The sequence below is a fragment of the Micromonospora sp. PLK6-60 genome (assembly GCF_019890675.1).
Classification (GTDB): Bacteria; Actinomycetota; Actinomycetes; order Mycobacteriales; family Micromonosporaceae; genus Micromonospora.
Genome location: NZ_JAIOAA010000003.1, coordinates 460,787 through 473,298, shown reverse-complemented (window position 1 = coordinate 473,298; position 12,512 = coordinate 460,787). Strand labels below are relative to the sequence as shown.

Annotated in this window: 9 protein-coding genes; 4 read left to right on the top strand and 5 right to left on the bottom strand. The window is 73.0% G+C overall.

What is annotated here, in order from left to right; translation table 11 throughout:
* Positions 1 to 86 precede the first annotated feature (86 nt).
* Both K7640_RS08515 and K7640_RS08510 read left to right on the top strand, forming a co-directional pair.
* The gene (locus K7640_RS08515) at positions 87 to 407 is read left to right on the top strand and encodes a WXG100 family type VII secretion target (protein ID WP_222954150.1); all 321 of its coding nucleotides are present in this window, start codon (positions 87 to 89) and stop codon (positions 405 to 407) included.
* Between the two features lie 21 nt (positions 408 to 428).
* On the top strand, positions 429 to 722 hold the full coding sequence (locus K7640_RS08510; protein WP_222954149.1) for a WXG100 family type VII secretion target: 294 nt from the start codon (positions 429 to 431) through the stop codon (positions 720 to 722).
* 125 nt (positions 723 to 847) lie between these two features.
* On the opposite strand, the gene mycP is transcribed toward K7640_RS08510, so the two are convergent.
* Positions 848 to 2,056, bottom strand: a complete 1,209-nt coding sequence (gene mycP / locus K7640_RS08505; RefSeq protein ID WP_222954148.1) for a type VII secretion-associated serine protease mycosin — start codon at positions 2,054 to 2,056, stop codon at positions 848 to 850.
* A gap of 152 nt (positions 2,057 to 2,208) precedes the next feature.
* Between mycP and K7640_RS08500 the strand changes: the two genes are divergently transcribed.
* Both K7640_RS08500 and K7640_RS08495 read left to right on the top strand, forming a co-directional pair.
* A complete protein-coding gene (locus K7640_RS08500; protein WP_308042487.1) occupies positions 2,209 to 5,046 on the top strand; it encodes an SseB family protein in 2,838 nt (945 codons plus the stop codon).
* Positions 5,043 to 5,408: a hypothetical protein gene (locus K7640_RS08495; protein ID WP_222954356.1), complete on the top strand. Its 366-nt coding sequence runs from the start codon at positions 5,043 to 5,045 to the stop codon at positions 5,406 to 5,408. The genes K7640_RS08500 and K7640_RS08495 overlap by 4 nt, the downstream gene beginning before the upstream one ends.
* Position 5,409: 1 nt before the next feature.
* Here K7640_RS08495 and K7640_RS08490 read toward each other — a convergent pair whose 3' ends face one another.
* From K7640_RS08490 to K7640_RS08475, 4 genes are all read right to left on the bottom strand, one after another.
* Positions 5,410 to 6,342, bottom strand: coding sequence for an alpha/beta fold hydrolase (locus K7640_RS08490; RefSeq protein WP_222954147.1), 933 nt, complete (start codon positions 6,340 to 6,342; stop codon positions 5,410 to 5,412).
* Positions 6,343 to 6,697: 355 nt separating this feature from the next.
* Positions 6,698 to 7,147, bottom strand: a complete 450-nt coding sequence (locus tag K7640_RS08485) for a hypothetical protein (RefSeq protein ID WP_255608395.1) — start codon at positions 7,145 to 7,147, stop codon at positions 6,698 to 6,700.
* A 204-nt stretch (positions 7,148 to 7,351) separates the two neighbouring features.
* On the bottom strand, positions 7,352 to 9,778 hold the full coding sequence (locus K7640_RS08480; protein WP_222954354.1) for an immune inhibitor A domain-containing protein: 2,427 nt from the start codon (positions 9,776 to 9,778) through the stop codon (positions 7,352 to 7,354).
* A gap of 259 nt (positions 9,779 to 10,037) precedes the next feature.
* Entirely contained in the window at positions 10,038 to 12,344 is a 2,307-nt protein-coding gene (locus K7640_RS08475; protein ID WP_222954146.1) for an immune inhibitor A domain-containing protein, read from the bottom strand.
* Positions 12,345 to 12,512 lie beyond the last annotated feature (168 nt).

Genomic DNA, 12,512 nt, shown 5'->3' with positions numbered 1-12,512 from the left:
GCCGGCGGCCGGGCGCCGGCGACGGCCGGCGACCCTCCGGTCAGGACGGTGGCCGCGAGGACAACTACCGAGAGATGAGGTGACGGATGGCCGAGACCCAGGCGGAAGCAGTGGTCATGCAGCAGACCGCCGCGAAGTTCGAGCAGGTGGACCAGTCACTGCAGAGCATGCTCAGCAGCCTGATGGCCGAGCTGGAGGTGTTGCAGCAGGCCTGGCGGGGCGCGGGCGGACGCTCGTTCGAGCAGGTCAAGCAGCAGTGGTCGCAGGACCAGGCCGCGTTGCACCGGGCGCTGCGGGAGACCGCCACCGCCATCCGCACCGCCGGCCGGCAGTACGACGTCTCCGACAGCGAGGCGTCGGGCCGGGTCGCCGCCACCAATCGCGGCGGCATCCAGCTGCCGCTCTGACCGTACGGGGAGGGAACACCGATGAACGACGGCGTGCTGGTCGTCAACTTCGCCGCGCTCCAACAGGCCGGCGCGGACATCCAGAAGGCGTTGAATACCCTGGACAGCCAGCTCGGGCAGCTGGAACGGGACGCCGCGCCACTCGTGGCGAGCTGGTCCGGCGAGGCCCGTCAGGCGTACGAGCAGCGGCAGGCCCGCTGGCGCTCGGCCTCGCAGGATCTCCAGGCCATGCTGCGGGACATCAAGCTCGCGGTGGACGACTCCGCGTCCGACTATCTCGACACCGAGAAGCGGAACGCCAATCTCTTCCAGTGAACGTCGTGCGGCGGCGCGGGGCGGGTGCGCGCCCGGCGCCGCCGCGCACCGCCCGGTGGCGGAGCGAGCGGTGGCGGGGCGGCGGGCACCGGAGGTGGTGCGGCCGCCGGTGTCGCCGGGTCGGCTCAGGCCGACCCGGCGGGTCGCCAGCGGCGGCGGGCGCCCCGGGGCAGCACCACGGCCAGCAGCACCACCGCCAGCACGGCCGCCCCGGCGACCAGTGCCACCAGCACCGCGCGGTGCCGCGCGGTCTCCCGGCGCTCCCGTTGCGCCGTCGCCGCCGGGTCGGCTCGGTCGAGCGGCAGCGCGCCGGCGGCACCGGCCGGCCGGGCCGGCCCGGGGCCGGTCTCGGTGACCGCCCGGTACGGGTTCAACACCCCGGCGCCGTAGCCGCCCCGCCGGCCGTCGCCCGGGGCCGGGTCGGCGGTGGCCAGGATCCGCCGGGTCACCTGCGCCGCGCTCCAGTCCGGGTGATATTCCCGCAGCAGCGCGGCGGTGGCCGCCACGAAGGGCGCGGCATAGCTTGTTCCCTCCGCCACCAGGTGACCCTGACCGGGGGCGGCGGTCAGCACCTCGCCACCCGGGGCGACCAGGTCGACGTACGAGCCGGTCTGGGAGAACGCCGACCGGGAGCCGTCGGCCCCGATCGCGCCCACCCCGAGCACCCCCTCGTACGCCGCCGGGTAGGGCCGGGGGTCCCCGCTGTCGTGCAGGTTGCCGGCGGCGGCCACCAGCACCACGTCCCGGTCCCGGGCGTGGTCGACCGCGGCCCGCACCGCCGGGTGGTCGGCGTAGAGCACGACGGAGAGGTTCAGCACGTCCGCGCCGTGGTCCACCGCCCAGCGGATGGCGCGGGCGAACTCGGCCGCGCCGACCGTACGCCCCGCCTCCCGTCCGTCGACCACCTGCTGCTCACTGACCCGCACCGGCAGGATGCGGGCGTCCGGCGCCAACCCCCGGAAGGCCACCCCGGCGACCGGCCCGGCGGCGATGACGCTCGCCACCCCGGTGCCGTGCCCGGCGCAGTCCCGCCGGCCGTCGCCGCCGGAGTCCAGCAGGTCGGTGCCGGCCAGCACCCGGCCGGCGAGCTGCGGGTGCCGCCCGTCGACCCCGGAGTCGACCACGGCCACGGTCACCCCGGCGCCGGTGGCGAGCGGCGCGAGCCGCTCCGGGGCGTACCGTTGCTGTGGCCACGGCCGATCGGTGACCGTGCGGGCCGGGGCGAGTGGGTTGGCGCAGGCGGGCGGAGCGGCCGGCGCGGCGCTGGCCGGCGCGGCGGCCAGCGAGGCGGCCAGGGCGGCGGTGAGAACCGGGCGGGCAACGGGCCGGGGCATCGACGGCCTCCGTATCGTGTGGGCTCCGGGACGGGATGTTATCGCCTCCCCGGCCGCCCGGCGCACCGCCGCCGGCCAGCCATTGTGATCTTGTTACTACCTTGTAGGTTGTACGCGATGCCGTTGGCCTTTTCGTGGGAGGAGAGGTGGCCGTGACCGACTGGGAGCCGGCTACCGAGGCCGAAGCGGCGATGCGGGACGCGTTGCGCGGCAACGACCAGGAGCTCTACTTCCGCATCCTTGCCCGCACCGACCTCCTGCTGCCGGTGTCCGGTCTGACCGCCGCCGGGGAGACCGCCGGCTGGGGCACCTGGACCACCGGCGGGCGGACCCACGTCCTCGGGTTCACCTCGCCGGCTGCGCTGCGCGCCTGCCTCGGCGGGAGCGCCGGCCCCACCCGCCGGGCCGCCTACGCGGACCTGGCCGAGGAGTGGCCGAACCACGAGTGGTGGCTGGCGGTCAATCCGGGCCTGCCCATCGAGGGCTATCTGCCGTCCTGGTTCGTGTCGCAGCTCGCCCGGGGCGATGTCCGGCTGCCCGGCCGCACCATGGGCGCGCGGGCCCGGCTGGAGCGGGTGGAGTCACTGGCCCGGGCGCGGGCGAACGCCACCGCGCCGGACCGGAACGCCACCGCGCCGGACCGGAACGCCACCGCGCCGGACCGGAACGCCACCGCACCGGACCGGAACGCCACCGCGCCGGACCGGAACGCCACCGCGCCGGAGCGGGAGGCCGCCGGGTCCCCGCCGGCGCCCGCGTACCGCCCGCCGGTCGAGCCCGCCGAGGTGCCACCGCGACCCGCCGCCGACCCCGGGCCGCGACCCGGTCCGGAGAGCCGGGTCACCCAGTCGGACGGGCGGGCCGAGCCGGCGTCGATCGCGGCGGCGACCAACGGCTGGCCGACCCCGCCGACCGGCCGGTCGTTCTTCGAGCCGGCCGCCCCGAGGCGCGGCGCCGACGAGCCCCGCCGGCCAGGTGAGCGGGCCGTGCCACCGTCCCGACTCGGCCGGGGTGGCCAGCCCTTCCCCCGCCGCCGGCCGCTGGACGAGCCGGTGCCCGCCCGCCCCGCCGGGGACGCCGGCGAGGAACCCACCCAGCGGTTCCGGGTCGGCGGTCCCGACGAGGCGCTCACCCAGGCGCTGCCGAGGCGGGGGCCGGGGTCCGCGGACGACGCGACCCGGGCGTTCCGGCTGGCCCCGCCGCACCCCGATCCGACGGTCCCGCTGCCGCACCGGGCCGAACCGGCACCCGACGAGGTGACCCAGGCCCTGCGGCTCGCCGGGGCGGCCGACCGGCCGGCGCGGCCACTGAGCCGCCGGGAGCCGGGCATCGAGGATCAGACCCAGCGGCTGACCGGCACCTCCCCGGCGTACGGGCCGGCGGCCGGCGACGACCCGCCGAGCATCGCCGAGCCGGTCTCCAGCCCGCCGGCCCCGCGCCGCACCTTCACCCCGATCGTCATAGAGGGCACGGTCATCGAGTCCCGCGACCTCGGCGGCCCGGAGCAGGCGGCACCGCCCGCCGATCGCCCGTTCCGGTCCGCGGCGCCCGGCCGCTTCGCCGCCCCGCCCGTACCCGACCCGGCGCGGCCCGCCGAGCCGCCGACGGTCCCGGTGCCGCCCACGGTCCCCGTGCCGCCCACCGTCGCGGTGCCGCCCACGGTTCCGGTGCCGCCGACCGTTGCGATGCCGTCCACGGTTGCGGTGCCGCCGACGGCGGCGGGGCAGGCCGGGCCGGCGACGGGGGAGGCGTCGCCCGTCACGCGGCCGGTCCGCTCCCCGGCACCCGAGCCGGCACCGTCCCGACCGCCCGCCGAGCCCGTCCAGTCGCAGCCCGTTCAGCCCCAGCCTGTCCAGCCCCAGCCCGTTCAGCCGCAGCCCGTCTCGCCGGCGGCCGGGCCGGTCCCGCCGCCGTACCCGACGCAGGGCGCCGGACCGGGGCGCCCGGCGCCCGACCCGCCCGCCGGGCCGGCCACGACCGGGCCGGTGGCGGCCGACGCCCCGGCGGCACCGCCGGCCGCCGGCTTCCTGCCGGCCAACGACGTCGAGGAGGAGCTGTACGCCGCGGCCGGCGCCGGCAACACCGACAGTTTCCTCTCCACCCTGCTGCTGGCCCGGGTGCTGCTGCCGGCCGCACCGGACTCCGCGCCCGGCAGCCGGCCGGGTGACCCCGGCTTCGTCTGGCGGACCGCGCAGGTGGACGGTGAGCCGCACGTGGTGGTCTACACCTCGACCGAGCGGATGGCCGAGGACGGCGCCCGGGCGGTCGACACGGTGCTGGTCCGCTTCGTGCAGCTGATCCGCCGCTGGCCCGACCGCGACTGGTCGTTCGCGGTCAACCCGGGCACCCCGGTGGGGGCCAAACTGCCCGGCGAGCAGATCCTCGGGCTGGCCAACTGGGCTGCCGACGTCGGGCTGGGCGACGACCCGGAGACCGAGCCCGAGCCGGCGGCGGCCGAGTCGCCGGCCAGCCGGCCCCGGGTCGCCCCACCGGTGGCCGACCCGACCCGCCCGGTGGTGATGCAGAAGGCGGTCGCGCCGTCGCAGCTCGCCTACTACCTGGAGCGGGGCTACGACCGGGTCTCCGGCTTCGTGCACCGGGCCACCGAGCTGGCCCACCTGCATACTCCGGCCGAACTGTACGACGCGCTCGGGCTCGGCCACCCCGACTCGCCCTTCGACCGGGCCGCCGAGGACATCTACGTGCTCCGCTGGCCGGCGCACCGGCCCAGTCTCTACCGCATCCCGTACGGCGGGCAGCACGAGGCGGCGATGCGCGCCATGGAGGGCTGGGTCATCGAACGCCCGCCGTTCCGGGGCAACGGTTTCGCCCCGGGGGAGAGCACCGACGTGGTGGCCGAGTTCAAGGTGGACAGCGCCCGGCTGCCGCACGGCGCGCAACTGTGGCGGATCGGGGCGGACGGCAACGAGCAGGTGGTCGCCGTGCTGGACGCCGACGCGGTGCGCTGGCGACGGGTCGGTGAGGACTGATGCGCGACGGCTACGTGGCCCGCTGGCAGGGCCGCGAATACCAGGCCAGCCCGGACGGCGACGACGTGCGGCTGTACCAACCCGGCCCGGGCGACGGGTTCGACGAGGTCCGGCCCGGCCGGTACGTGCGGGTGGTGCCGGCCGGCGAGGTCGAGGACCTGGCGTACGTCCGGACCACCTGCACCTGGCAGGGGCAGCCGTTCATCGTGCTGGGCGAACACGACGGCTGGCTGCGGGTGGAATACACCGGCGGTCGCTGGCCGGTGGCCCGGGCGATGGGCCTGGAGGTCTTCGACTTCGGCGTCTACCAGGGTTGGGCCCCCGCCGCGGAGGTCGCGGACCTGCGCGAGCAGCGGGTCTGAGTCAGGACTTCGTCCACCGCAGGATCTCGCCCAGCACCAGGTCACGCGCCTCGACGTGCGGGAAGTGCCCCACCCCGTCCAGCAGCCGCCACTCGTAGGGCGCGGTGACGTACCGGCCGGAGCCCTGGGCGGTGCGCGGCAGGGTGGCCACATCCGCCGCGCCGTGCAGGTGCAGCGTCGGCGTGACCAGGGGCTTCTGCATCAGCCGGACGAACCGGTAGCCGTGCAGCCGCAGCACCGATCGGAACGCCCACCGGTAGCCCTCCAGCGCGCAGAAGGCGGCCTGCGGGATCCGCATCGCGGTCCGGCAGGCCTGGGCGTACGCCTCGAACTCCGGCCCGTCGACCCAGGCCGGCCCGCCCCAGCGGCGCAGCACGGCCGTCACCTCGGCGGCGTCGTCCCGGGTCAGCACGTGCTCGTAGCGGGGGAGCTGGAACTTCAGGGTGGGCGTGGAGGCGGCGAACTGCCCGCGCGGGTCGGCGAAGATGGCCGCCCGCAGCCGCAGCGGGTGCGGGGCGCCCAACACCACCAGCCGCCGGACCAGGGTCGGGTGGAACGAGGCGACGGTCCACGCGATCATGCCGCCGGCGCCGGTGCCGACCACCGTGGCGGAGCGTTCGCCGAGCGCCCGGATCAGGCCGGCCACGTCGGCGGCGAGGGTGTAGCCGTCGTACCCCCGGGGTGGTTTGTCGCTGGCGCCGTAACCGCGCAGGTCGACCGCGACGGCGCGGAAGCCGGCATCGGCGACGGCCGGCAGCATCTCGTGCCAGGCCCACCAGTATTCCGGGAAGCCGTGCAGGAAGAGCACCATCGGCCCGGTGCCGGCCTCCACCACGTGGAAGCGGCTGCCGTTGGCGCCGACGAACCGGTGCGTCCACGGCCCTTCGGTCAGGACGCAGGACTCGTCGACGGCTCCGCCGCGCTGCTCGGTCATGGGCCCAGCCTAGGACCCGGTGCCCAGCACCCGGCCCGGCCCGTCGGCTCGGGGCGACGGCCGCCCGGTGAGCCGACCGTCAGATCGGCCCCGCCCCGACGGCCCGACGCGCCGCGCGGGCGGCCCGGCATGCCGCAACCGGGTCCGCCACGCCGCGCGGATGGCCCGGAATGCCGCAACCTGGTCGTCCACGCCGCGCGGGCGGCCCGGCATGCCGCAACCGGGTCCGCCACGCCGCGCGGATGGCCCGGAATGCCGCAACCTGGTCGTCCACGCCGCGCGGGCGGCCCGGAGTGCCGCAACCCGGCCGAGGCGCCGGGCGGACCTGGGGCGCGGCGTCGACCGCCCCCGGCGTTCAGCCGGTGACGATCCGCAGGGGGATGCCGGGGCCGCAGTCGACGCCGTCGGTGCGCGGGGCGACCCGCAGCGTGACGAACGCGCCGATGGGCAGCTCTCCGGCGTCCGGGCCGTGCAGCGCGTACTCCCGGTCGTTCTCGTCGACCAGCCCGTAGCAGGGACCGCTGCCACCACGGACGATCCGGCCGGCGATCAGGTCCCGTGGGCGGTTGTCGGTGGGTTTGCGCGGCGGCGCGCTGGGCCGGCCCAGGGTGGGCAGGTCGGTGGCCGAGAGCGGGGGCCGGCCGGCGGGCGGCACCGGACTTCCCGCCGTCCCGGCCGGTGGCGTCGGGGCTCGGCCTTCCGCCGTCCCGGCCGACGGCGTCGGGCCTTGCGCCGTCCCGGCCGACGGCGTCGATTCCGGCTGGCCGGCCCGGTCCGCCTGCGTGCTGGCCTGGTCGTCGGGCATGCCAACTCCGTCCCCGGCCGTGGCGCAGCCGGTGAGAGGGACGAGCAGTGCCAGCAGGAGACCGGCGGGCACCACCACGGTACGGGGCTTCACACCGGTCCGACTCCCGTGGCGGCCGGTCGGTTCCCGCCGGAACAGGGCGATGCCCCGGGCAGGTGACCTGCCCGGGGCATCGTGTGGGAGATGGAGCGCTGACCCTTGGGGTCAGGAGATGCGGATCTTGATCGAGGTGCCCTTCTGCTCGAGCACCTTGATCTTGACCCCGTTCTTCGGCACCTTCACACCGTGGTTCGGCAGCTCCGGGAACCAGTACTGCTTGCTGTCGTCGAACAGCGGAGCGGCGCCCTGGCCACGGATGTACTGCGGCTGGCTGTTCACGTGGAGGGTGAACGAGTCCGCCTTCTTGAGGCTGAACGGCGCGTCGTAGACCTGGACCCGGGCCCGCCAGGGCTGACCGGTCAGGTTGTAGATCGGCCGCGGCCGCGAGTCGATGTACAGGTTGCGGCCCTCACCCGGGTGACCGTTCGGGTTCGCCTTCGACTTCGGGGCGGTGTTGTTGTCCGGCCAGCGCAGGTTCCAGTACGAGATCAGCAGACCCTCCTGGTACGCGTAGTGGTCCACGTAGTCCGGGCGGGTGTTCGCGTAGCCGAAGTAGTACGGGCCGGTCTTCAGGTACTGGTCGTACGAGACGTACGACCGGTTGCCGGCGATGTAGTAGTTGTCGAACATGCGGGTGTAGGTCTCCTCGACGGCGCTGAAGCCGTCGAAGGTCCAGCCGTTCGCACCACTCTCGGCGCCGTCGCTGAAGATCGTCTGCCCGTCGGCGGTCACGGTGATGGCGTCACCGTAGAAGCCGCCCTCGGAGACCGCGCCGTCGGTCTGGTACCGCAGCCGGAACTGCACCACCTTGCCGGCGACGGAGTCGAGCGGGATGTTGACGTCGACCCACTTGCCGTCGGTGTAGCCGTCCAGGGCGTAGCGCCCGGGCGAGATCTCCTTGAACGGGTTGCCGTTGGCCGTGCCGGGCAGCGGGGCCCAGCTCTGGCCACCGTCGGTCGAAGCCTCGAAGAAGAGGTAGTCGAAGTCCTCCTCGATGCTGTAACGACCCTTCATGGTCAGCGCGGCGCTGCTCTTCCCGGTGAGGTCGATGGTCCGCGTCATGGTGTTGTTGGCAGCGTCCTCGTCGCCCGAGAAGTACTGCTTGCTGCCCTCGAACGGCGTGCCGGCCTCGAACGTGTACTCCCGCTGCGGGAGCACCACCACGGCGCCCTGCGCCTTGGCGGAGTTGTACTCCTGCGGGCCCAGCTCCAGGGTCCGCTTCTGGCCCGCGACGACCACCTCGTAGTCGAGCCAGCCGAGCTGGAGCTTGTTCCAGGCGCCGAGGTCGCCGCCCCGCTCACCGATGCCGCCGTCGTTCTTGGCGCCGAGCCGGCTCTGGGCCATCAGGGTCCAGTGCTCGTTGTTGTTGTCGGCGCTGATGCCCACGTTGTAGTCGTCCGGCAGACCGAGGTCGTGGCCGTACTCGTGGTAGAAGACGCTCCGGCCACCGTTCTCCGGCTGGATGGTGTAGTCACCGATCCAGACGCCGGTGTTGCCGATCTCGGTGCCGCCGCCCGGGTTGTCCGCCGGGCCGGTGTTGCCGATGTCGGAGGCGTAGGCGTACCAGCGGTGGCTCCAGATGGCGTCCTCACCCTGGTGCGGGTCGCCGTCGGCCTCGTCACCGCCGGCGTGGACGATCTGGAAGTGGTCGATGTAGCCGTCCGGCTCGTTGAAGTCGCCGTCGCCGTCGAAGTCGTACCGGTCCCACTGGTCCATGGCCCGCACGTCGGCGGCGATGTCCGCGTCGCTGCGGCCCTGGGCCTTCTGGTCGGCGACCCACTGGTTGGCGGCGTCCCGGACCAGCGCCCAGGTGTTGCTGCAGACGTTGCTGGTGCAGGGGTAGCCGCCGGAGCGGCCGTACCGGGCCTCGTTGTACTTGACCTTGACCCAGTTGGTGACCTCGCCGTCGACGCTGTAGCGGCCGGAGGACTGGGCCTCGTAGTACTGCTTCAGCGACTCGTCGCCCTGGCCGGTGCCGAAGTACAGCTTGCGGTAGTGGTCCGCGTTGTAGTCCGGCTGCCAGACGGTGGAGTTGTCCACCGCCCGGTTGGGCTGGGGGATCTTGTTGTGCAGCGGTCCGTCGAACGTGGTCGGGCCCGGGGTGTCCGGGTCGGTGTCCTGGTCCGGGTAGTTGGGGTGCCGCTCATCGCCGAACTCGGCGAGGATCACGAAGATCTGGTCGGTCCGCTTGCGGGAGAGCTCGACGTACTGGTCCTGGGCCGGGCCCTTGCCGGCCTTCGTGCTCTTGGCCGACCTGCCAGCCTTGGCGCCCTTGGCGGCCTTCTGGCCGACCTTGACGACGGTGCTGCCGTTGATCTTCTGAGCCTTGGAGCGCCCGGAGAGGACGGAGCTGAGCCCCTCCTGGCGAAGCGCGCGCCGCTTCTCCTCCAGCGGGTTGGGCAGGTCATGGTCGATCTGAGCGGGCTCGGCGACCGCCGGGGCGGCGGCCGGCAGCTTCGGCGTCGGTGCGGCACTGGCGGATGAGGCCGCCACCAGTCCGGTCGCCGTCAGCGAGAGCCCGAGCAGACCCACTGCGACTTTGCGCACGTGGTACCTCCGGTGTGAGGGAACCGGCCCAACGGGGGTTGCGGGCCGGTACGAGTCCCGTAACTGGGACCAATGGTGAACATAGACACTCCTGTGGCGGGTGGGAAGACTGCTGCGTCGATTTGTGGCAACTGATTGTTGGAGACGCTTTCACCCGTCACATCCGTGACCGCCCGGCCTCCCGACACGCGGAAGGGGCCGGTGGCGTCGCCGCCACCGGCCCCTTCGCTGTGCTGCTACCCGATCAGTTGGTGACCTTGACGACCATGTCGCTGGTCGGGGTGGTGCCCTGCTCCAGGATCTCGATGCGGGTGCCGCTGCCGGCCACCTTCACCGAGTTCTGCGGGTTGCCCGCGTTCCAGTACTTGCCGCTGCCGTTGTCGCTGAAGATCGGCTGCGGCTCGAGCGCCGGCACGGTGACCGCCACGCCGTTCTTGTGGAAGATCTGCGCCGGCTTGGTGAACTTGCTGAACGTCGCGTCGTAGCCGCCACGGCGGTTGGTGATGGTGCCCTGGCCGCCAACATTGATCTTGTCCGGGCGGACGTCGACCGGGAGGTTGAAGCCGTAGCCCGGGTGCTGCGACGTGTTGTTGTCGCCGTAGGCGTAGTTCACGTACCAGACCAGCATGCCGGGCTGGTTCGAGAAGCGCTCGACGAAGTCCGGCTTGGTGTTGGCCCAGCCGAAGTTGTACCCACCGGTCCGCAGCGTGTCATCGTAACCGAAGTAGGTCCGGTTCTCGGCGATGTAGAAGCGGGGGTAGGTGTTGGTCACCGAGCCGGTGATCCGGGTGAAGCCCTTGACCGACCAGTCCGCCGACAGCGTCTCCGCGTCGTCGGTCCAGGCGACCGTCCCGTTCTTGACCAGCTGGATGTTGTCCAGGAACGGGCCGGCCAGGTGCACGCCGCCGTCGGTGGCGTAGCGGTAGCGGAACGTCACCGTCTTGCCGGCGTACGCCGACAGGTCGTAGCTCAGGTCGACCCAGGCGCCGCTGGTGGAGCCGTCCACCCCGGTCTCGCCCTCATCGACGAGCGAGTTGGTCAGGGCGGCCCAGGTGGCGCCGCCGTCGGTGGACACCTCGGCGTAGAGGAAGTCGTAGTCCTCCTCGATGTCCCACTGGGCCTTCGCGGTGATCGACGCGGAGGTCGACCCGGTCAGGTCCAGGGTCCGGCGGAGCGTACTGTTCAGGTCGTCCGCGCTGCCGCCCCACCACTCGTACGACCCGCCGAACGGCGTGTTGTAGTTCGTGGTCTGGGTCTGCGAGGGCAGGTTGACCACGATGGCCTGGGCCTTCGGCCCGTCGCTGTCGCCCGCCGGCCCGAGCGTCACCTGGGTGGTGCCGCTCTTCTGCTCGACGGTCGAGTAGTTCAGCCAGCCGAGGAACAGCTTCGACCACGGGTCCATGTAGCCCGGGGTCGACCCGATGTCGTCGGTGCCGTGGCTCAGCCACGAACCCGAGGCCATCAGGCTCCAGAAGCCGACGCCGTTGTCGCCGCCGGCGGTGTCGTACAGGTCCGGCAGGCCGAGGTCGTGGCCGTACTCGTGGGCGAAGACGCCCAGGCCACCGTTCTCCGGCTCCGTGGTGTAGTCACGGATCCACATCCCGGTGTCGCCGATCTGCACGCCACCGGCGAGGTTGCCGGCCGGACCGGCCTTGCCCTCGAGGTTAGGGAACGCGGCCCAGCGGTGCGACCAGATGGCGTCCTCGCCCTGGGCGCCGCCGCCGGCCTCCTCGCCCTCGCCGGCGTGCACCGCCTGGAAGTGGTCGATGTAGCCGTCGGGCTCGTTGAAGTTGCCGTCGCCGTCGTAGTCGTACCGGTCCCACTTGTCGAACTGGGCCAGGTAGTCCTTGATCTGCTGCGGCGTCTTGCCGGCCTTGACCTGGGCGTCGTACCAGGACGTGGCGCTGTCCTTGACGAAGTTCCAGTAGCCGTCGGCCTCGGAGATCTTGTTGCTGCCGTACCGCGCCTCGTTGAACGGCACGGTGACCCAGTCGCTGACGTCGCCGCCGACCGTGTACCGGCCGCCGGACTGCTTCAGGTAGAAGTCCCGCATCGACTCGTCGGCACCGTAGAACATGTCCAGGTAGTGCTCGCGGTGGAAGTCGGAGCGCCACAGGGTGCTGTTGTCGTCGGTGGGGCTGCCGTCCCAGTTGCGGTCCGGCTCGGGGATCTGGTTGACCACCGGGCCGGGGGTGCCGCCGGTGCGCGGGTCGGTCTTGTCGCCGAAGTTGACAAGCATCGTGAAGATGGGGTCGGTCTTCGGCGCCTGCTGGTACTCGACGAACAGGTCGTCCTTGACCTGGATGACCTTCGAGCCGTTGCGCGTCTGAAGCTTGGCCTTGCCCTTGAGCAGGTCAGAGATGGCCTGCTTCCGGACCTCCCGGTGCTGATCCGCCTTCGGGTCCGGGAGGTTGTCCTTGCCGACCTTCGCCTTGTCGGCGCGCGAGGGCTCCGCCGAGGGGGTTGCGGCGGATGCCGGCGCGGTGACGACGCCGGCCGCCAGCAGCGCGGCCGCAGCCGAGGCCAGGCCCGCTGTGACTTGTCTCCTCAAAGGTCCTCCTCCTTTGTGGAATCTGTTACATGACGATGTCGAACTACGTCGACGGATGTCATGTGATTCGTCACTGACGATTGCACGGCGTTTGGCCGTTGTCACTGGGCAAGCAGCCGATTTTCTGGCAATTTTTTCCGGCAAAATTGGGCGAAAGCCTCGGCAGCG